The sequence below is a fragment of the Streptomyces sp. JLYT201 genome (genome assembly GCF_059448825.1).
Genome location: NZ_CM182551.1, coordinates 3,720,429 through 3,741,186 on the forward strand (window position 1 = coordinate 3,720,429; position 20,758 = coordinate 3,741,186).

A 20,758-nucleotide genomic window follows, 5' to 3' on the forward strand; every position below is an offset into this window, starting at 1 on the left:
GTCACAGCCAGCCCTTGTCCCGGGCGACCCGCACGGCCTCGGCGCGGTTGCGCGCGGCGAGCTTCTGGATGGCCGTCGACAGGTAGTTGCGGACCGTGCCCTGGGACAGGTGCAGGGCGGCGGCCAGCTCGGCGTTGGTGGAGCCGTCGGCGGCGGCGCGCAGGACCTCCCGCTCGCGGTCGGTCAGCGGGTTGGCGCCCTCGGCGAGGGCGGCCGCGGCCAGCGTGGGGTCGATGACGCGCTCGCCCGCGAGGACGCGGCGCACGGCGTCGGCGAGCTGGGCCGCGGGCGCGTCCTTCACCAGGAAGGCCACGGCCCCGGCCTCCATGGCGCTGCGCAGATAGCCGGGGCGGCCGAAGGTGGTGAGGACGACGACCTTCACCCCGGGCAGGGCGGCGCGCAGCTCCGCCGCCGCCTCGATGCCGGTGCGGCCCGGCATCTCGATGTCCAGGAGCGCCACGTCGACGGGGTGGGCGCGCGCGGCCGCGAGCACCTCGTCGCCGCGCGCCACCTGCGCCACGACCTCGATGTCCGGTTCCAGGCCGAGCAGCGCCGCGAGGGCCTCACGGACCATGGACTGGTCCTCGGCGAGCAGCACCCGGACGGGGCCGCCCGCCGGGGCGTCGGCCGTGCCGGGGTCTGCGGGGGTGTGCGTGCCGGTCATGCGGGTGATCCTAGAGCGGACGCCGCGGCGGCCCCCGCCGGGTCCGCCGTCAGCGGCACGCGCGCGGCGAGCCGGAAGCCGCGGCCCCCGCGCCCGCCGCCCGAGCCCACCTCCAGGACGCCGCCGACGGCCTCCAGGCGCTCGGTGAGACCGGTCAGGCCGTTGCCGTGGCCGGTGCCCGCCGTGAGGCCCACGCCGTCGTCCTCCACGGCCAGTTCGAGCACCGGGCCCGCGAGGGTCTGGCGGCGGGTGAGCGTGACCGCGCAGCGGCTCGCCCCGCTGTGCCGTACGACGTTCGTCACGGCCTCGCGCAGCGCCCAGGCGAGCGCGGCCTCCCGCTCCTCGTCGGGCGCCTGCGGGCCCTCGGGGACCTCCAGGGGGACGGTGGCCTCGACGCCCGCGGCGGTCAGCGCGGTGCGCGCCCCGGCGAGCTGTCCGGGCAGGGTGAGCCTGCGGTAGCCGGTGACGGCCTCGCGGACGTCCACCAGGGCCTGGCGGCTGACCTGCTCGATGTCGGCGACCTGCTGGGCGGCCCGGTCCGGGTGGTCGGGCAGCATCCGCCCGGCCAGCTCGCTCTTCAGCGTGATCAGCGAGAGCGAGTGGCCGAGCAGGTCGTGCAGGTCGCGGGCCAGGCGCAGGCGCTCCTCGTTGGCGGCGAGCTGGGCGACCGTGGCGCGGGCCTGGCGGAGCTGGACGGTCGTACGGATCAGGTGGCGGACGCCGGTCATCGCGAAGCCGACGAGGAAGGTCGTCACGCCGAGGCCGGTGATCAGGTCCGCCGCGCCCACGCCCTGCGCGTACACGCCGATCGCCAGCATCAGCCCGGTGACGGCCGGGATCACCCACAGGGCCTGACCCATGGGCAGGACCGCGCCCGCGGACACCGCGACGTACACCCACAGGCCGAGCCAGGCGGAGTCCATCCAGGCCGAGAGGGCGGCCGCGAGCAGCACGAGGGCCCCGTACGTGACGTACACCCAGCGCCAGCTGAGCACCCGTGTCGTGTACCGGAAGACGAGGGTGAGGTAGCAGCCGACGAACGCGGCGAGGCCGAGCGAGCCGAGGACCGTCGCCGCCGTGGAGCGGCCGCCGTCGGCCAGGTCCTTCACCGGTGCCGCCATGAAGACCAGCCAGATGCCGATCCAGGCGGCCTTGGTGCGGGCCGCGCGGCGGTCCGTGACGGGCCGTCCGAAGCTGTGCAGGGGGTGGCGGCGCTCCAGGTCCAGTGGTTCGTTCACGCCTTCAGTGTGTCCTTCCGGTACAGCCAGGCCGCGCCCGTGGCGAAGGCCGCGAAGTACGCGACGAGCAGGACGACGTCCTTGGCGTGCGGGGCGCCACCCAGCTCGATGGCGCGGCCGAGCGCCGCGTACGCGTGCGTGGGCAGCCACTCGCCGAGGGTCTGGAGCCAGTGCGGGAAGGTCGTGGAGGGCATCCACAGGCCGCCGAGGACCGAGAGGGTGAAGTACAGGATCATCGCGATCGGGCGTGCCGTGTCGCTGGTGGCGAGGTAGCCGACGGCCACGCCGAGCGCGGCGAAGCACAGGCTGCCCGCCCAGATCGAGCCGGTCAGGGCCAGCCACTGCCAGGCGTCCAGACGGACGTCCTTGACGGCGGCCCCGGCCGCGAAGACCACGAGGATCGAGGGCAGGCTGACGACGGCGGCGCTGGCCGTCTTGGCGAGCACGTAGCCGCGGCCGGGCAGGCTGGTCAGGCGCAGCTGGCGCACCCAGCCGCTCTCGCGCTCCTGGGCGATGCGCTCGCTGTTGCCCATCAGGACGGCGGTGAGCGCCCCGAAGGAGGCCATGGACACCATCAGGTACGCGGGCACGCTCAGGCCGCCGCTGCCGGGCATCTTGGCGTGGGCGTCCTGGCCGCCCGCGGTGATCAGGAAGAGCAGCGCCGGGAAGAGCACGGAGAAGAACAGGAACTTCCGGTTGCGCAGGGAGCGCTTGATCTCCAGCTTGACGAGGGCCGCGGAGGAGAAGCCCGCCGCCCCCCGCCGGGCGCCCGCCCGTGCCGTCGTGGTGTGCGTCGCTCGTGCCGCTTCCGTCGTGTGCGTCGCCGTGGTCACGTCGGTCTCCGTGCTGGTGTCGGTGTGCGGGGTGGAGGAGGCGCGCGGGGTGGTGCCGGTGTGCGGCGTGGTGGAGGCGCGCGGGGTGGTGGAGGTGCCGGTCATGCCGCCTTCGCCTCCTCGGCCGCGGTGATCGCGACGAAGGCCTGCTCCAGGCCGAGGCCCGCGACCTCCAGGTTGCGGGGGTAGACGCCGAGGCCGTACAGCGCGTGCACGGTGGCGTCGGCGTCGGTCGACTGGAGCCGCACCGTGCGCCCGGACACGTCGAGCGCGCTGACGTGCGGCAGGCGGCGCAGCCGTGCGGTCAGCTCGGCGGCGTCGGCGGCCAGCTCCGCCAGGTCGAAGCTGACCTTGCGGGCACCGGCCCGCGCCTTGATCTCGGCGGCGGTGCCGTCGGCGAGGAGGCGGCCCCGGTGCAGCACCAGGACGCGGTCCGCGATCGCGTCGGCCTCCTCCAGGTAGTGCGTGGCGAAGAGGACCGCGCGGCCCTGGTCCGCCTGCTCCCGCATGGTCGCCCAGAACGCCTGGCGGGCGCTGACGTCCATGCCCGTGGTCGGCTCGTCGAGGACGATCAGGTCGTTGGGCCCGGCGGTCGCGAGCGCGAACCGGACGCGCTGCTGCTGGCCGCCGGAGAGCCGGTTGACCTTGCGGTCGGCGATCTGGGTGATGCCCGCGTGCGCGAGGACGTCGTTCACGCGGTACGGCCGCGGGTGCAACGCGCAGGCGAGGCGGACCAGTTCGCGCACCGAGACCTCGTCCATGAGGCCGCCGCTCTGCAGCATCGCCCCGACGCGGCCCGCGGTGATCGCCTCGCGCGGTCCGGTGCCGAACACGCTGACCGTGCCGCTGTCCGGACGGCGCAGGCCGAGGAGCAGGTCGAGCGTGGACGACTTGCCCGCGCCGTTCGGCCCGAGCAGCGCCACCGTCTCACCGGGCCGCAGATCGAGGCTCAGGCCGTCGACGGCCCGTACGTCCCCGTAGGACTTGGTCACGGATGCGAACCGCACGGCACTCACCGAGGGCTCCGCGGGGCCCGCCGCAGTGGTCTCTGTCGTCGTCATGTGCACCATCGTCGCTGGTCAGAGCGGTGCGACGGCAGTGTCGGGTGTGGTGACATCCGCATGACAGATGTCATGCGGGAGGGATGACCGACGGCGCCGGGCCCTGGCGACGGCGCCCCGAAGGGGCGCGGGGCCATGTCGGTGTGCGGCTCCGCCGCGTGGGCGCGAGCAGCCACGACGGACCCGCAGTCAACCGGCGGGCCCGTCGCGGCACATCCAGCGAAGCTAGCTCGCGTTCGTCTCGATCACGCCGATGCGCTCCGCGGGCGTCTTGCCGCGCAGCGCCTTGCCCATGGCCTGGGCGACGTCCGTCGGCTGGACCGGCGTCTTCTTGCCGTTGCCCCGCTGGATCAGGACGCCGTCGAAGGTGCTGCCGTAGAGCGCCTTGAGCGCCTTGAGGTCGTACGTCTCGACGAGCTTTCCGTCCACGACCTTCACGCCAAGGACCTGCGGCAGCGACCGCGCGGGGCCGAGCGGGATGCCGCTGCCGGTGCCCGCCTTGATCGTGACGTTGGCGGACATGGCGGGCTTGGCGAACTCCCGCATGAACCGGTCGACCTCGGCGTCCGAGACCGTAGGCTTGCGGTTCGTGACGGGCACCGCCACGCTGCCCGCGCTGCCGGTCTCGACCTGCTTCTTGTACGCCTGGGCGACCGCGCCCGAGGCCTTCTCGGCGTCGATGCCCTTGCCCGCCCTGCCGTGGACCGCGACGGCCTTGCCGGGCACGAACTTGACCGTGCCCTCCTTGGCGGTGCCGGATCCGGAGCCGCCCGCGGCGCGCTCCAGGGCGGCCGCCAGCTTCTCCTCGTCGACGGGCATCTCCGGCTCGACGACGCGCTCGCCGCCGAACAGGCCGCCGATCACCGACACGGGGTTGTAGTCGCTGCCCGCGGCGGAGCGGACCGTGGCCTGGCTGTCGAGCGTGAGCCCCGCCTGGTCCGGCTTGAGGGTGAGCGTGTCGCCGCCGACCGTCAGCTTGAGCGGCTTGTTGACGCGCTCGCCGAGCGCCGCGTCGAGCTTCTTGACGGCCTCGTCGCGGGTGCCGCCGCCGATGTCGACGCCGAGGACGGTGGTGCCCTTCGGCACGTCCGCGTGGTTCATCAGGAGGCCCGCGCCGTACGCGCCGCAGCCGATGACCACGACGAGCCCGGCGAGCATGACCAGCTTGCTGCGGCCCTTCTTCTTCGCCTTCTTGGCCGCCGGGGCGGCCGGGGCCTTCTGCTGCGCGGGCTCGGGCAGCTTGGGCGGCGTGTGCGGCAGCGGTCCGTCGGGGGCTCCGGGCGCGAACGGCCCGTTCTGGGCGGGCGGGACGACCGGGATGCCGCTGTTGAGCGTGTCACCGGAGACGTTTCCTCCGGGCGCTCCGGGGGCGCCGGGCACGCCCGGGCCACCGGGGGCGCCGCCGGCGGGCGGCCGGGGGCCGCCGGGGCCGCCCGCGCCGGGCACGGGCTTCTGCGGCGTGAGGATCGCGGTGTCGTCGCTGAGGCGGCCGGGGCCGCCGGGGCCCGCGGGACCTGCGGGGCCGCCCGCGAACGGGTCGGCACCGGTCCCGTACGGCTCGGGGCCCGCCGCGTACGGGTCGGGCTCGGCCGGGGGCTCCGGCGTCAGCATCGGGCCGTCCCCGGTCACCGGTCCCCCGGTGGGGCCGGCGGGCCGGTCGTCGCCGGGGAAGTACGGGAGGTCGTCGCGCCGCGGCTCCCCGCCGGAGCCGAGCGGTCCGGCCGCCACGGCGGCGGACACGTCGTAGCCCCCCGTGCCGGAGTCACCCGAACCGGTGCCCGAAGAGGGAGCAGGGCTCCCCGGAGTGGACGGACCCTTGGCCGGGGTCTTGCGCGGTGCGAACCAGTCGCTCGCGGGCTCCCCGCCGTCCTCGCCGGAAGCGGAACCTCCGGCGGGCCCCGTGGACGCCTGCGGGGCGGCGCCGCCGTTCAGCGTCCCGCCGGGGGCGGGTGCGGGCGCGCCGGGGCCGGGCAGCACCGAGGCGGCCCCCAGTCCGGAGGCGGTGTCGTCCGGACCGTGGGGTTCCGTACCTCTGTCGCCGTCGGCGTCCCCGACCGGCGTGCGCATCACGACGGGCGGGATGGGCCGCGATCCGGGGATGTTGATCCGGATCCGGGTGGTCAGCGTGGTCTCGGTCTTCGGTTCGCCGGACCGCCGGTCGCCGGGCCCGAGCCCGGCGCCGTCCGCTCCGTCCGGGCCTGCGCCCTGAGCGGGCGAGCCGTACGGCGGCGTCCCCGACGGGTACGCGGCTCCCGCGCGCCCGTGAGGACCGGAGGACGAACTGTCAGTTTCACGACTCAAGGCAGGTTCTCCTGGTTGGCTCCGCCGCCCGTCTCGACCACTCGGGCGGCTCGGCGGCGCGCACCACCATACTGGCCGCCGTCGGCAGGCATCCCGTGACCGGCGTCAAACCCCTGCCGGGGACGGGCTCAAGTGGTACGTCACTTGCCAAGTCGGGCGTCGGACGCGCCTGGTTGCGGCCGCTGTCCGAGCGTGGCACACATCACAGCCACGCCCATGCCGCCGAGCAGGAAGACGTACGACCCGAGCCCGGCGCCGAACACGAAGTCGCCCTCCGGGCGGGTCGCCGTGAGCAGCATGACGGCGGCGAGCCACCCTCCGGCGGGCGCGAGGGCCCCGGCTCTGGTGCCGGTGGCGCACGCGCCGCCGTAGAAGGCACCGGCGGCTCCGGCGAGCGCGAGCAGCAACCCGCCGGGGAACCAGCCCTGTTGGACGAGCGCCCCCGCGACCCCGACGAACGCGCCGAGCACGAAGAGCGCGACGTACGCCACCAGGCGTGCGGCGTTCAGCGGCTGGGCGAGGAAGCTGCCGGGCGCGGCGGCGGCCGCCGCGCCGGACGCCGCGGCCGGGGAGGGCTTCGCGGCCTCGGCGGACGGCTTCGCGGGCTTGGCCGCGGACGAGGCCTTGGACCGCGCGCCCGACGAGGCGTTGGATCGCGTACTCACTGGTCCGCCCCTTCCGTGCCGAGCCCGGCGAACAGATCGGTCTCGCGCGCGCCGGGCGCCGCCCCCGACTCGCCCCGTACGAGCTCGTAGTACTCGGTGTCGAAGATCGGCTGGGCCAGGCCGTTCGACAGCGCGAACAGCGGCTCGCTCACGTCGATCTGCGTGGCGTGGGCCCGCATGGCGGCGGCCTTGGCGGCGGCGAAGGCGGGCCCGCCGGTCTCCGCGGTGATCCGCTCGTCGTCCGTGACGCCGGGCACGTCGGCCGGGGAGGCGACGGCCGTGAAGGGCGTGCCGGGGAGGGCGTCCGGGAGGCGTCCGAAGCGCTCCTCGACGACCGAGCGCGGCGCGCGGTTCCAGTAGATCTTGGCGATCGCGTGCGGCGCGCCCAGGTCGGTGCGGAAGCCGGGCTCGCCCGCCAGGTCCGCGGCGCGCATGGCGACGCGGTGGGCCTGGATGTGGTCGGGGTGGCCGTACCCGCCGTCGGGGTCGTAGGTGACGAGCACCTGCGGCCGCACCTCGCGGATCACCGCGACGAGGTGCGCGGCGGCCTCGTCCAGGTCGGCGGCCCAGAAGGCGCCGGGGCGGTGGTTCTGTTCGAGGCCCATCATCCCGGAGTCGCGGTAGCGCCCCGCGCCGCCGAGGAAGCGGTGGTCGCCGACGCCGAGCTCCTTCATCGCGGCGGCCAGCTCACCGACGCGGTACGCGCCGAGCGTGTCCTCGCGGTCGGGGGCGAGGTGCGCGAGCTCCGCCGGGATGACCTCGCCCTCCTCGCCGAGCGTGCAGGTCACCAACGTGACACGGGCACCGGCGGCCGCGTACGCGGCCATCGTCGCGCCGTTGTTGATCGACTCGTCGTCGGGGTGCGCGTGCACGAGCAGCAGGCGCCGGGCGGGCAGTTCCGTCATGGGAACAGCCTACGAGCCCGGCGCACCCGCCCGGCGCGCATGCCGCACGTCCGCCCCTGTCGCGCCGGTGGGACCGGTGCGACAGGGGCGGCGGTGACGCGTCTTTTACGGGTCGATGTCCTCGATCACGCCCGCAAGGTTCGTCGACAGCTCGTCGATGGTTGGTGCCACGGACGAACTGGCCAGGTAGAACCCGAGCAGGACGCAGACGATCGCGTGGATCGTCTTGAGCCCCTGCTTCCGCACCAACATGACCACGATGATGGCCAGCAACAGCACCACCGAGACCGACAGCACCACGCCGGTTCACCTCCCACTTCCCCGAGCCTCACCCCTGCCTCGCCGGCGGAGTCCTCCACCCGTGCCAGCAAGGTCCTACCCACCACGCGCTACGGATCATAACTATCCGTGGAATCACATGAGTCGGAGCACCGAAACACAGGGGGCGCATCACACTTAGGCTCGGGGGATGACCACCCAGAACCCCGAGACCGCCGAGCATTCCGAGACGCCCGAGCAGGCCGGTACTCCGCCCGGCGCCGCGGCGCCGGACCGCACGGACCCCTCCGGCACCGAGGCGCGGCAGCCGTCCTTCCCGCGCCTGCACGCCCGTACGCAGCGCTTCTCCCTCGGGACGCCGCGCGCGTTCACCGTCGCGCCCGACGGCTCCCGCGTCGTCTTCCTCCGCTCCGCGTCCGGCACGGACCGCGCGAACCAGCTGTGGGTCCTCGACCTCGCCGCGGACGGGTCCCCCGTGGAGCGCGTCGCCGCCGACCCGAAGGCGCTGCTCGGCGGGTCCGCCGAGCAGCTGTCCGCGGCCGAGCGGGCACGCCGCGAGCGCAGCCGCGAGGGCGGCGCCGGGATCGTCGGGTACGCCACCGACGCGGCGGCGGAGCTGGCGGCGTTCGCCCTCTCGGGGCGCCTCTTCGCCGCGGAGCTGCGCGCGGGCACCGCGCGCGAGCTGCCCGCGCCCGCCCCGGTGATCGACCCGCGCCCGTCGCCGGACGGGCGGCACATCGCGTACGTCGCCGGGGGCGCGCTGCGCGTCACGGCTGCCGACGGCGGCGCGGACCGGGCCCTAGCGGAGCCCGACGGCGACGGGCCGGGCACGGTGACGTACGGGCTGGCGGAGTTCATCGCGGCCGAGGAGATGCAGCGCTTCCGGGGCTTCTGGTGGTCACCGGAGTCCGACCGGCTCCTGGTCGCGCGGGTCGACGACACCCCGGTGCGGCGCTGGTGGATCGCCGACCCCGCGCACCCGGAGCGGGAGCCGGAGCAGGTCGCGTACCCCGCGGCGGGCACGCCCAACGCGGAGGTGCGGCTCTTCGTGGTCGGCCTCGACGGCACCCGTACGGAGGTCGTCTGGGACCGCGAGCGCTATCCGTACCTGGCCCGCGTGCACTGGTCGGCGAACGGTGCGCCGCTGCTCCTCGTGCAGGCCCGCGACCAGCGCAGCGCGCTGTATCTGGCCGTGGACCCCGACGCCGGGACGACGCGGATGGTGCACGCCGACGAGGACGACGAATGGCTCGAACTGTTCCCCGGGGTGCCCTGCTGGTCGCCCAGCGGACAGCTCGTGCGGATCGCGGACGAGGGCGGCGCGCGCGTCCTCGCGGTCGGCGAACGGCCGTTGACCGGGCCGCAGCTGCACGTCCGCGCCGTGCTCGACGTGACCGACGACTCGGTCCTGGTCTCGGCGTCCGCGGGTGAGGCCGCCACCGACCCGGCCCTCGGCGAGGTGCACGTCTACCGCGTCAACGAACTCGGTGTGGAGCGGATCTCTCCGGAGCCCGGGGTGCACTCGGCGGTGCGGGCGGGCGACGTCACCGTGCTGGTTTCGGCCACGCTCGACCACTCCGGCTCACGGGTCCGCGTCCTGCGCGACGGCAAGCAGGTGGCCACCGTCGTCTCGCACGCGGAGCAGCCGGGGCTCACCCCGCGCGTGACGCTCACCGAAGGGGGCGCACGGAGGATTCCGTGCGCCGTCCTGCTTCCGACGGGGTACGACCCCTCCTCCGGAGTGCGGCTTCCCGTCCTCATGGATCCGTACGGCGGTCCGCACGCCCAGCGGGTGCTCAGCTCCCGCAACGTCTTCCTCACCTCGCAGTGGTTCGCCGACCAGGGCTTCGCGGTCGTCGTCGCCGACGGGCGCGGCACGCCGGGGCGCTCGCCCGCCTGGGAGAAGGCCGTCAAGGGCGATCTGACCCGCACCCTCGACGACCAGGTGGAGGCCTTGCACGCCCTCGCCGAGCGCTTCCCGCTCGACCTGGACCGCGTCGCCATCCGCGGCTGGTCCTTCGGCGGCTACCTCTCGGCGATGGCGGTCCTGCGCCGCCCCGACGTCTTCCACGCGGCGGTGGCCGGGGCGCCGGTGACGGATCTGCGCCTGTACGACACGCACTACCAGGAGCGCTACCTCGGCGACCCGGGCACCTCGCCCGAGGCCTACCGCACCAGCTCCCTGGTCGCCGACGACGGGCTCGTCGACCCCGCCGAGCCGCACCGGCCGCTCCTGGTCGTCCACGGCCTCGCCGACGACAACGTGGCCGTCGCGCACTCCCTGCGGCTGTCCTCCGCGCTGCTCGCCGCCGGGCGCCCGCACGAGGTGCTGCCCCTCTCCGGGGTCACGCACATGACGCCCCAGGAGCAGGTCGCGGAGAACCTCCTGCTGTTCCAGGTCGACTTCCTGAAGCGCTCCCTCGGCCTGTAGGCCGTGACGACCGGCCGGGGTCACATGGCATTCCCCGGCCGGTCCAACGGCACCCGCACGGCCGTACGCCACCAGGCTGGCGCGCTCTCTTTACCTCCTGGAGTCGCCCAGGTTGCCGCCCTGTTACCGCCCCGCGTGGGACGCCCCAGACCCGCCCCTTCCCGCTCCGGGGGCTCCGCCCCCGTACCCCCGGTCCTCAAACGCCGGACGGGCTGGATGGTGCCGCTTGCGGCTGTGTTTCAGCCTCTCCGGCGATTGAGGAGCGGGGGTCTGGGGGCGGAGCCCCCAGGAAGTGGGAAGGGGCGGGTCTGGGGCGCCACCCGCGAGGGCTCACGGCACCACGTGTTTCTCCTCCGCGAAGTGGCAGGCCGAGTCATGCGCGGCCGGCCCCGTGGCCAGGCGGAACTCCGCGGGGACGGCGAGGGCCGGGACCTCGAGGGCGCAGCGCTCCTGGGCCTTCCAGCAGCGCGTGCGGAACCGGCACCCCGAGGGCGGGTTCGCGGGCGAGGGCACGTCCCCGCTGAGGATGACGCGCTCGCGGTGCTCCCGGGCCCGCGGATCCGGCACGGGCACGGCGGAGAGCAGCGCCTGCGTATAGGGGTGCGTCGGATGCTCGTAGATCTCCGCGTCCGTGCCGACCTCGACGATCCGCCCCAGGTACATGACCCCGACCCGGTCGGAGATGTGCCGCACGATCGACAGGTCGTGGGCGATGAAGACGTAGGAGAGCTCGAACTCGCTCTGCAACCGCTCCAGGAGGTTCACGACCTGCGCCTGCACGGAGACGTCGAGCGCGGAGACGGGCTCGTCGGCGACGATGACCTCCGGGCGCAGGGCGAGCCCGCGCGCGATGCCGATGCGCTGGCGCTGTCCGCCGGAGAACTGGTGCGGGTAGCGGTTGATGTACTCGGGGTTCAGCCCGACCACGTCGAGGAGGTCCTGGACCTTCTTGCGGCGCGAGCCCTTCGGCGCGACCTCCGGATGGATCTCGTAGGGCTCCCCGATGATGTCGCCGACGGTCATGCGGGGGTTCAGGGACGTGTAGGGGTCCTGGAACACCATCTGGATGTTCCGGCGGACGGCCTTCAGGGCCCGGCCGGAGAGCCCGGCGATGTCCTCGCCCTTGAAGCGGATCTCCCCCGCCGTGGGCCGCTCCAGGCTCACGAGCATCTTGGCGACGGTGGACTTCCCGCAGCCGGACTCCCCCACGATGCCGAGGGTTTCGCCGCGCCGCAGGTCGAAGTCCACGCCGTCGACGGCCTTGACGGCGCCGACCTGCTTCTTCAGCACGATGCCCCGGGTGAGCGGGTAGTGCTTGACGAGTCCGCGCACTTCCAGAATGGGCTCAGCCACGGAGGCACTCCTTCCAGAAGTGGCAGGCGCTGCGCCGCTCCCCCGCGAGCCCCTCGTACGTGACCGGGGCGAGCGGCGGTTCGTCGGTGCGGCACACGTCCTGGGCCATGGGGCAGCGCGGGTTGAAGGCGCAGCCGGGCGGGATGTTCGTGAGGTTGGGCGGCAGGCCCTTGATGGCGTAGAGGTCCTGGCCCTTCTGGTCGAGGCGCGGGATCGAGTCGAGGAGGCCGCGCGTGTAGGGGTGCGCGGGCGCCTGGTAGATCTCGTGGACGGGGGCCTTCTCGACGATGCGGCCCGCGTACATGACGGCGATCGTGTCGGCCACGTCGGCGACCACGCCCAGGTCGTGGGTGATGAGGATCAGGCCCATGTTCAGCTCCCGCTGGAGCTCCGCGAGCAGGTCCATCACCTGGGCCTGGACGGTGACGTCGAGCGCGGTCGTCGGCTCGTCCGCGATGATCAGGGCCGGTTCGAGGGCCATCGCCATGGCGATCATGATGCGCTGGCGCATGCCGCCGCTGAACTGGTGCGGATACTGCCCGACGCGCTCCCTGGCGGCGGGGATGCGCACGCGGTCCATCAGCTCGACGGCCTTCGCGCGGGCGTCCTTGCGGGACATGCCCCGGTGGACGACGAACATCTCGCCGAGCTGGTCGCCGACGCTGAGCACGGGGTTCAGCGAGCTGAGCGCGTCCTGGAAGATCATCGCCATGCCCGCGCCGCGCACCTTGCGCCGCTCGTCCTCCTTGAGCTTCAGCAGGTCCCGGCCCTGGAAGAGGATCTCGCCGCCGCTGATGCGGCCGGGCGGCATGTCGAGGATGCCCATGATGGCCTGCGCGGTGACGGACTTGCCGGAGCCCGACTCGCCGAGCACGGCGAGCGTCTCACCCGCCGCGACGGCGTAGTCGACGCCGTTGACGGCCTTGGCCACGCCCTCGCGGGTGCGGAACTCCACGTGCAGGTCGCGCACTTCGAGCAGCTTGGCCGGTGGGGCCGGTGCCGCCGCGGCGGCCGCTGCGGACTCCGGGGGTGCCGTGGGTGCCATGGCGCCTACCTCAGCTTCGGGTCGAGGGCGTCGCGCACCGCGTCGCCGAGCATGATGAACGCGAGCACGGTGACGGCGAGCGCCCCGGCGGGCCACAGCAGCATGTGCGGGGCGTTGCGGACGTACGCGGACGCCGCCGAGATGTCGATGCCCCAGCTGACCGTCGGCGGCTTCAGACCGACGCCCAGGTACGAGAGCGTGGCCTCCAGGGCGATGTACGTACCGAGGGCGATGGTGGCGACGACGATGACCGGCGCGACCGCGTTGGGCGCGATGTGGCGCAGCAGCATCCGGCTGTTGGAGGCGCCGAGGGCGCGGGCCGCCTGGACGTAGTCGTTCTGCTTGGCGGTGATCACCGAGCCGCGGGCGATGCGGGAGATCTGCGGCCAGCCGAGCAGCACCATGAAGCCGATGACGGGCCAGACGGTGCTGGAGGTGACCACGGACAGCAGCACGAGGCCGCCGAGCACCACCGGGATGGCGAAGAAGATGTCGGTGATGCGGGAGAGGACCGCGTCCCACATGCCGCCGAAGAACCCGGCGAGCCCGCCGAGCACGCTGCCGAGGAACGCCACGCCGAGGGTGGCGCACACGCCGACGGTGACCGAGGCGCGGGCCCCGTAGACGGTCCTGGTGTAGACGTCGCAGCCCTGGCCGTCGAAGCCGAAGGGGTGTCCCGGCGACGAGCTCTTCTGGGCGTTGGCCAGATCGCAGTCCAGCGGGTCGCCGGAGGCGATCGCGGAGGGCCACAGGGAGATGAAGACGAGGAAGAGGATGATCAGGCCCGAGACGATGAAGACAGGGTTGCGGCGCAGGTCGTGCCAGGCGTCGGACCACAGGCTGCGCACGGGCGCGGCGGGCCCGCCCGGGCCGCCGGGCGTGAGCGTCGTCGCCTCGCTGGCGGCGAGGTCCATCGCGCCGCCCGCGCCGGTCCCCGCGATGGCGCCGTCGGGCTCCTGGGGTTCAGGCATAGCGGATCCTCGGGTCGAGTACGGCGTACAGGAGGTCGACGATGAGGTTGGCGACCAGGAAGACGAGGACGAGCACGGTCACGAAGCCGACGACGGTCTGGGTGCTCTGCCGCAGGATGCCCTGGTAGAGCTGGAAGCCGACGCCGTGGATGTTGAAGATGCGCTCGGTGACGATCGCGCCGCCCATGAGCGCGCCCACGTCGGTGCCGATGAACGTGACGACGGGGATGAGGGAGTTGCGCAGCAGGTGCCGCAGGACGACGCGGCGCCGGGGCAGGCCCTTGGCGACGGCGGTGCGGACGTAGTCGGCGCGGCGGTTCTCGGCGATGGACGTCCGGGTGAGCCGGGTGACGTAGGCGAGCGAGACGGAGGCGAGCACGAGCCCCGGCACGATCAGCTCGTCCACGGTCGCCTCGGACGACACCGACGGCTTGATGACGCCCCACTCCACGCCGAGCAGCAGCTGGAGCAGCAGGCCGGTGACGAACGTCGGCACCGAGATGACGACCAGGGTGAGGATCAGCACCGTGGTGTCGATGGGCCTGCCGCGCCGCAGCCCGGTCAGCACGCCCAGGCTGATGCCGATGACGATCTCGAAGACGATGGCGACGAGCGTGAGCCGCACGGTGACGGGGAACGCGGTCCCCATCAGCTCGGTGACCTTCTGCCCGTTGAAGGCCGTCCCGAAGTCGCCGGTGAAGACGTTGCCCATGTAGGTCACGTACTGCTGCCAGACGGGCTTATCGAGGCCGAACTCCTTCTTCAGCTGGGCGGCCGTCGCGGGGTCGCACTTGCGGTCGCCGCACAGGCCCGCGATGGGGTCGCCCATCACGTTCACCATCAGGAAGATCAGCAGGGTGGCGCCGAAGAAGACCGGGATCATCTGCAGCAGGCGCCGGATCACATATCGCCCCATGGGCTGGCTCCGGGGGTAGGGGGAGCGGCCGCCCCGGTGTCCTGGGGACCGGACGGCCGCTCCGCGCGGCTCAGTTGACCTTGATCTCCGCGTACACGGGCACGCTGAACTGGTTCAGCGACACGTCCGAGACCCGGTCCGAGTAGCCGGCGCTGCCGTTCTGGTACCAGAGCGGGATGGCCGCCATGTCCTTGGCGAGCACCTTCTCCGCGTCCTGGAAGGTGGAGACGGCCTTGCCGGTGTCGGTCTCGGCGTTGGCCTTGTCGACGAGTGCGTCGAACTCCTTGCTGTTGTACTTGCCGTCGTTGGACGGGGCGTCGGTGTAGTACACCGGCTGGAGGAAGTTCTGGATCAGCGGGTAGTCCATCTGCCAGCCCGCCCGCCAGGCACCGTCGAGCTTCTGCTGCGAGGCCTGGCTGCGGAAGTCGGCGAAGGTGCCGATGGAGTTGCCGACGCAGGACCTGTTGTTGCCCAGGGCCTTGTTGATGGAGTTGCACACGGCGTCCACCCACTCCTTGTGGGAGCCGGTGTCCGCGTTGTACGAGATCTTCAGGGTGCCGCCGGGGATGCCGCCGCCCTCCTGGACGAGCTTCTTGGCCTGCGCGGCGTCGTAGTCGCAGGCGTCGCCGCACAGGCTCTTGTTGTAGCCGCCGTCCTCGCCGAGCACGGGCGAGGTCCAGTCCTTGGCGGGCGTCCGCGTCTTCTGGAAGATCGTGTCGGTGATCTGCTGCCGGTTGATGGCCATGGACAGGCCCTTGCGGACCTTCTCCATCCCGGGCCGGGTCCACTTGCTGTCGTAGAACGGGAAGGCCAGGGTCTGGATGATGCCGGCGGGGGTGTTGATGTAGCGGTCGCCCAGGTCGTTCTTCACGTTCCTGAGCTGCGCGGCCGGCACGTCGTCGACGAGGTCGAGGTTCCCGGCCATCAGGTCGTTGTAGGCGATGCTGTTGTCGGTGTAGACCTTGAGGTCCACGCCGCCGTTCTGCGCCTTGTCGTCACCGCTGTAGTCGTCCCACTTCCTGAGCTCCATCTTGGAGCCCTTCTGGTACGACTTGATGCTGTACGGGCCGTTGCCGACGGGCTTGGCGAGCCAGGCCGTGCGGTCGTCGAAGAAGGCCTTGGGCAGGGGCGCGAAGGCCGGGTAGCCGAGCGTCTCGGGCCAGGTGGAGAACTTCTGCGAGAGCTTGACGGTGAAGGTCCGCGCGTCGACGACCTTCAGGCCCGACAGGGTGTCCGCGCTCGGGTCGCCCTTCTCCGGGTGGACCTTGTCGTAGCCCTCGATGTAGCCGAAGAAGTAGGCGCCCTTCTGGTTGTTCTTCAGGTGCGCCCCGTAGTTCCAGGCGTCCACGAACGACTTCGAGGTGACGGCCTCGCCGTTGCTGAACTTCCACCCGTCCTTGACCTTGACGGTGTAGGTCTGCGAGTCCTTCGTCTCGATGGACTCCGCGACCATGTCCTTGGCCTCGCCGGTCTTCGGGTCGTACCGCTTGAGGCCCCGGAAGATCATGTCGAGGACCTTGCCGCCCTGCACCTCGTTGGTGTTGGCGGGCTCCAGCGGGTTCTGCGGATCGCCCCAGGAGGAGCTCACGACCCCGGAGCCGTCGCCGCCGCCGCTCCCACCACCACAGGCTGTCGCCGCGAGCGCGACCGCCGCCGCACAAGCGGCCCACTTGGCGTGCGTGGCTCCACGCATGAACTGCCTCCTCGCCTCCGCCGCGCGCCTGCCGCGCGCACTATCGCCAATATCGCGTTATAGGGGGCAAGTGGCACATTTAGCCCGGCCGTATGAGGGAGGAGGCCCTCCGGATGTACGCATGCCGCGCCCGGAGGCCGCGCCGCGCCGCCTCCCCGGAACGCCGTCCGGGCCTGGGCGGCGGCCCCCGCACACGCCTGTGCCCCGCCGGGCTCGCAGCCCGGCGGGGCACAGGGGCGGTGTGGCGGTGCTAGGCCGCGTGCACCACGTCCTTCTCCTCCGCGAAGTGGCACGCCGACTCGTGGGCGGCGGGGGTGTCCGCGTCCTTGAAGCGCTCGGGGATCGCGAGCAGCGGGATCTCCTCGGCGCACTTGTCCTGCGCCTTCCAGCAGCGGGTGCGGAAGCGGCAGCCCGAGGGCGGGTTGGCCGGGGACGGGACGTCGCCGGTGAGGATGATGCGCTCGCGGCCCTCGCGGGCCTCCGGGTCGGGCACCGGGACGGCCGAGAGGAGCGCCTGGGTGTACGGGTGCGTCGGGTGGTCGTAGATCTGCTCGTCGGAGCCGATCTCGGCCATCTTGCCGAGGTACATCACGCCCACGCGGTCCGATATGTGCCGGACGATCGACAGGTCGTGCGCGATGAAGAGGTAGGACAGGTTGAACTCGTCCTGGAGCTTCTCCATCAGATTGATGACCTGGGCCTGGACGGACACGTCCAGGGCCGAGACCGGCTCGTCGCAGATGATGATCTCGGGGTTGAGGGCCAGGCCGCGGGCGATGCCGATGCGCTGGCGCTGACCGCCCGAGAACTGGTGCGGGTAGCGGTTGATGTACTCGGGGTTCAGCCCGACCACGTCCAGGAGCTCCTGGACCCGGCGGCGCCGGTCGCCCTTCGGCGCCACCTCGGGGTGGATCTCGAAGGGCTCCCCGATGATGTCGCCCACCGTCATGCGCGGGTTGAGCGAGGTGTACGGGTCCTGGAACACCATCTGGATGTTGCGGCGCACGGCCTTCAGGGCCCGCCCGGACAGCTTGGTGATGTCCTGGCCCTTGTAGAAGACCTCGCCCGCGGTGGCCCGCTCCAGGGTCATGAGCAGCTTCGCGACCGTGGACTTGCCACAGCCGGACTCGCCCACGATGCCGAGCGTCTCGCCCTGGTAGAGGTCGAAGGAGATGCCGTCGACCGCCTTCACCGCACCGATCTGGCGCTTGATGAGGATGCCCTGGGTCAGCGGGAAGTGCTTCACCAGATTGCGGACCTGGAGGATCGGCTCACCGCGCTCGACGGGGGCCTCGATGGCCGCGACGGCCTCCTCGGGCGTCGCCGCGTCGACCGTCTCCACCTCGGTGACGTTCGGCGTGGCGTCGGTGACGTCCGCGGCGTCCTTCTTGAGCTCCTCAGCCATGGATCGTCTCCTTCCAGAAGTGGCACGCGCTGCCGCGGCCCACGAGCTCCCCGCCGTCCCGCTCCGTGACCGGGGCGAGCTTCGGGATCTCGGTGCGGCAGATGTCCTGGGCCTTCGGGCAACGCGGGTTGAACGCGCACCCCGTGGGGATCTTCAGGAGGTTGGGCGGCAGACCCTTGATCGCGTACAGCTCCTGGCCCTTCTGGTCCAGGCGCGGGATCGAGTCGAGCAGACCGCGGGTGTACGGGTGGGCCGGGCGCTTGTACAGCTCGTGCACCGGCGCCGTCTCCACGATCCGGCCCGCGTACATGACGGCGATCTTGTCCGCCACGTCCGCGACCACGCCGAGGTCGTGGGTGATCAGGATCAGACCCATGTTGTACTCGCGCTGGAGCTCCGCGAGCAGATCCATGACCTGCGCCTGGACCGTCACGTCGAGGGCCGTGGTGGGCTCGTCGGCGATGATCAGGTCCGGCTCCAGGGCGAGCGCCATCGCGATCATGATGCGCTGGCGCATGCCGCCCGAGAACTGGTGCGGGTAGTCGTTCACCCGCTCCTTGGCGGCCGGGATCTTGACCTTGTCCATCAGCTCGATGGCCTTGGCCTTGGCCTCCTTGCGGCTGGCGCCCTGGTGCACCCGGAACATCTCGCCGAGCTGGTAGCCGACGCTGAGCACCGGGTTCAGGGAGCTGAGCGCGTCCTGGAAGATCATCGCGATCTTGCGGCCACGGATCTTCCTGCGCTCCTCGTTGGACATCTTCAGCATGTCCTGGCCGCGGAAGAGGATCTCGCCCTTGCCGATCTTGCCGGGCGGCATGTCCAGGATGCCCATGATCGCCTGCGCGGTCACGGACTTGCCGGAGCCCGACTCGCCGAGCACGGCGAGCGTCTCGCCCGGCTCCACGGTGTAGTTGACGCCGTTGACGGCCTTGGCCACGCCCTCACGGGTGTGGAACTCGACGTGCAGGTCCCGGACTTCGAGCAGGGGTGCCCGCTCGGCGTCGCGCGGAGCGGGCACGTCCGCCTCTTTCTCGATGGTGGTCACGTACGCCTCCCTCAGCGCAGCTTGGGGTCGAGGGCGTCGCGCACGGCGTCGCCCAGCATGATGAACGCCAGGACGGTCAGGCTCAGCATGCCGGCCGGGAAGAACAGGATGTACGGGTCGTTGCGCAGCTGCTTGGCGGCGTCGGAGATGTCGCTGCCCCACGAGATCGCGTCGTCCGACAGGCCCATGCCGAGGAAGGAGAGGGTCGCCTCGGCCGTGATGTAGCCGCCGAGCGCGATGGTCGCGACGACGATCACGGGTGCGGCCGCGTTCGGCAGGATGTGCCGGATCAGGATCCGCCAGGTGCTCGCACCGAGCGCCTTGGCCGCGACCACGTAGTCGGAGTGCTTGGTGGTGATCACGGATCCGCGCATGACGCGGGTGATCTGGGTCCAGCCGAGCACCGCGAGGGCGCCCACCACCGTCCACACCGTGCGGTCGGTCACCGCGTTCATCACGACCATGGTGCCGAGCAGGAACGGGACGCCGAAGAACACGTCGGTGACCCGCGAGATGATCGCGTCCCAGATGCCGCCGAAGTAGCCGGCGAGCATGCCGAGGATGGAGCCGATGATGGTGACGGCGACGGTGACGCAGATGCCGACCGTGATCGAGTTGCGGGCTCCGTACAGCACGCGGGCGTAGATGGACCGGCCCTGGCCGTCGTAGCCGAACCACTCCGGCTGGAAGAAGTGCGTGTAGCTCGGCTTCTCCAGGAAGTGGTTGCGCAGGTCGCCCTTGGTCGGGTCGGCGCTGGTGAACATGCCCGGGAAGAACGCGATCACCACGAGCAGCACGATGAGGAGCCCGGAGATCACGAAGAACGGGTTGCGGCGCAGGTCCCGCCAGGCGTCCGCGGCAAGCGAGCGGGGCTTGCCCGGCGCCGGGCCCGCCGCGGCCTCGGAGGCCGTCGCCGCGGCCTTGGCCGTGTCGGAGGCCGCGTCCGGCTGAGTGGTCTTGGTGACGTCAGGCATAACGGATCCTCGGGTCCAGGACCGCGTAGAGCAGGTCGACGATCAGGCTCGCGGCCAGGTAGACGAGCACCAGGATGGTCACAGTGCCGACGATGACCTGACCCTCGCGGCGTGCGAGACCGTCGAACAGAGTGTTGCCGACGCCCGGCACGTTGAAAATGCCTTCCGTGACGACCGCGCCGCCCATCAGGGTGCCGATGTCGGTGCCGAGGAAGGTCACCACCGGGATCAGCGAGTTGCGCAGCAGGTGGCGCGTCATGATCCGGCTCTTGGGCAGGCCCTTGGCCACGGCGGTGCGGATGTAGTCGGCGCGCAGGTTCTCCGCGATGCTCGTCCGCGTGAGCCGGGCGACGTACGCGAGGGAGAGCGAGCCGAGCACGATCGCCGGAAGGATCAGTTGGGTGAGGTCCGTGGCGTCCTGGACCGTTGGCTCGGTCCACTTCAGCTGGAGCCCGAACACCGTCTGGACGATGTAGCCGAGCACGAACACCGGAACCGAGATGACGAGCAGCGTGAAGACCAGGATCAGGTTGTCCACGACGCGGCCGCGGCGCACGCCAGCGAGCATGCCGAGGGCGATGCCGAGGACCATCTCGATGCCGAAGGCGAGCAGGGCGAGCCGCACCGTGACGGGGAACGCCTGGCTGAGGATGTCGCCGACCGGCCGGCCACCGATGTTGGTGCCCAGGTCACCGACGGCCAGGTTCTTCATGTAATGCAGATACTGCTGCCAGAGCGGGAGGTCGAGACCGCGCTGGTGGCGAATGGCCTCCATCTGCGCCGGGTCCGGCGGCTTGTCCCCCCACAGCGCCCGTACCGGGTCGCCGGGAAGCACATTGACCATCAAGAAAATGAGAAGAGTGGTCCCAATGAAGACTGGGATCATCTGGAGCAGTCGCCGCGCGACGTAGCGCCCCATGGAAGCCTCCGTCCTGTGCGAAGCCGCCCGTGGTGCCGACCGGGATCACCGGCCGGCACC

Annotated in this window: 18 protein-coding genes; 1 reads left to right on the plus strand and 17 read right to left on the minus strand. The window is 72.0% G+C overall.

The features are described from left to right. Position 1: 1 nt before the first annotated feature. The 8 genes from AC5WAM_RS14945 to AC5WAM_RS14980 all read right to left on the minus strand — a co-directional run bounded on the left by AC5WAM_RS14945 (position 2) and on the right by AC5WAM_RS14980 (position 7,967). Positions 2 to 664, minus strand: a complete 663-nt coding sequence (locus AC5WAM_RS14945) for a response regulator transcription factor (RefSeq protein WP_366794370.1) — start codon at positions 662 to 664, stop codon at positions 2 to 4. Beyond that, positions 661 to 1,902, minus strand: a complete 1,242-nt coding sequence (locus AC5WAM_RS14950; protein ID WP_495522861.1) for a sensor histidine kinase — start codon at positions 1,900 to 1,902, stop codon at positions 661 to 663. Before AC5WAM_RS14950 ends, AC5WAM_RS14945 begins: the two co-directional genes overlap by 4 nt. Next, positions 1,899 to 2,624, minus strand: coding sequence for an ABC transporter permease (locus AC5WAM_RS14955; RefSeq protein WP_366794380.1), 726 nt, complete (start codon positions 2,622 to 2,624; stop codon positions 1,899 to 1,901). Before AC5WAM_RS14955 ends, AC5WAM_RS14950 begins: the two co-directional genes overlap by 4 nt. Before the next feature lie 212 nt (positions 2,625 to 2,836). Next, positions 2,837 to 3,796 carry an ABC transporter ATP-binding protein gene (locus AC5WAM_RS14960; protein WP_366794369.1) on the minus strand — a complete coding sequence of 320 codons (960 nt, stop codon included), beginning with the start codon at positions 3,794 to 3,796 and terminating at the stop codon, positions 2,837 to 2,839. A 225-nt stretch (positions 3,797 to 4,021) separates the two neighbouring features. Continuing rightward, positions 4,022 to 6,097, minus strand: a complete 2,076-nt coding sequence (locus tag AC5WAM_RS14965; protein ID WP_495522862.1) for a hypothetical protein — start codon at positions 6,095 to 6,097, stop codon at positions 4,022 to 4,024. 140 nt (positions 6,098 to 6,237) lie between these two features. Then, complete coding sequence (locus AC5WAM_RS14970) at positions 6,238 to 6,606, minus strand: DUF6113 family protein (protein WP_366794379.1); 369 nt, start codon at positions 6,604 to 6,606, stop codon at positions 6,238 to 6,240. Between the two features lie 152 nt (positions 6,607 to 6,758). Further along, the gene (gene mshB / locus AC5WAM_RS14975; RefSeq protein ID WP_495522863.1) at positions 6,759 to 7,667 is read right to left on the minus strand and encodes an N-acetyl-1-D-myo-inositol-2-amino-2-deoxy-alpha-D-glucopyranoside deacetylase; all 909 of its coding nucleotides are present in this window, start codon (positions 7,665 to 7,667) and stop codon (positions 6,759 to 6,761) included. A 105-nt stretch (positions 7,668 to 7,772) separates the two neighbouring features. Then, on the minus strand, positions 7,773 to 7,967 hold the full coding sequence (locus AC5WAM_RS14980; protein WP_144320756.1) for a hypothetical protein: 195 nt from the start codon (positions 7,965 to 7,967) through the stop codon (positions 7,773 to 7,775). A 169-nt stretch (positions 7,968 to 8,136) separates the two neighbouring features. Between AC5WAM_RS14980 and AC5WAM_RS14985 the strand changes: the two genes are divergently transcribed. Then, a complete protein-coding gene (locus AC5WAM_RS14985; protein ID WP_495522864.1) occupies positions 8,137 to 10,377 on the plus strand; it encodes a S9 family peptidase in 2,241 nt (746 codons plus the stop codon). A 330-nt stretch (positions 10,378 to 10,707) separates the two neighbouring features. On the opposite strand, the gene AC5WAM_RS14990 is transcribed toward AC5WAM_RS14985, so the two are convergent. From AC5WAM_RS14990 to AC5WAM_RS15030, 9 genes are all read right to left on the minus strand, one after another. After that, on the minus strand, positions 10,708 to 11,730 hold the full coding sequence (locus AC5WAM_RS14990; protein WP_366794365.1) for an ABC transporter ATP-binding protein: 1,023 nt from the start codon (positions 11,728 to 11,730) through the stop codon (positions 10,708 to 10,710). Continuing rightward, entirely contained in the window at positions 11,723 to 12,775 is a 1,053-nt protein-coding gene (locus AC5WAM_RS14995) for an ABC transporter ATP-binding protein (RefSeq protein ID WP_366794364.1), read from the minus strand. The genes AC5WAM_RS14990 and AC5WAM_RS14995 overlap by 8 nt, the downstream gene beginning before the upstream one ends. 5 nt (positions 12,776 to 12,780) lie before the next feature. Beyond that, positions 12,781 to 13,746 (minus strand): ABC transporter permease, encoded by a 966-nt coding sequence (locus AC5WAM_RS15000; protein WP_495522865.1) that lies wholly within the window; start codon positions 13,744 to 13,746, stop codon positions 12,781 to 12,783. Continuing rightward, a complete protein-coding gene (locus AC5WAM_RS15005; RefSeq protein WP_242722360.1) occupies positions 13,739 to 14,662 on the minus strand; it encodes an ABC transporter permease in 924 nt (307 codons plus the stop codon). Before AC5WAM_RS15005 ends, AC5WAM_RS15000 begins: the two co-directional genes overlap by 8 nt. Positions 14,663 to 14,732: 70 nt before the next feature. Beyond that, on the minus strand, positions 14,733 to 16,355 hold the full coding sequence (locus AC5WAM_RS15010; protein WP_366794362.1) for a peptide ABC transporter substrate-binding protein: 1,623 nt from the start codon (positions 16,353 to 16,355) through the stop codon (positions 14,733 to 14,735). Between the two features lie 250 nt (positions 16,356 to 16,605). Continuing rightward, positions 16,606 to 17,760 (minus strand): ABC transporter ATP-binding protein, encoded by a 1,155-nt coding sequence (locus tag AC5WAM_RS15015; protein WP_366794360.1) that lies wholly within the window; start codon positions 17,758 to 17,760, stop codon positions 16,606 to 16,608. Beyond that, entirely contained in the window at positions 17,753 to 18,805 is a 1,053-nt protein-coding gene (locus AC5WAM_RS15020; protein WP_495522866.1) for an ABC transporter ATP-binding protein, read from the minus strand. Before AC5WAM_RS15020 ends, AC5WAM_RS15015 begins: the two co-directional genes overlap by 8 nt. An 11-nt stretch (positions 18,806 to 18,816) precedes the next feature. Beyond that, positions 18,817 to 19,779, minus strand: a complete 963-nt coding sequence (locus AC5WAM_RS15025; protein ID WP_495522867.1) for an ABC transporter permease — start codon at positions 19,777 to 19,779, stop codon at positions 18,817 to 18,819. Beyond that, positions 19,772 to 20,698, minus strand: coding sequence for an ABC transporter permease (locus tag AC5WAM_RS15030; protein ID WP_495522868.1), 927 nt, complete (start codon positions 20,696 to 20,698; stop codon positions 19,772 to 19,774). Before AC5WAM_RS15030 ends, AC5WAM_RS15025 begins: the two co-directional genes overlap by 8 nt. Positions 20,699 to 20,758: the final 60 nt, after the last annotated feature.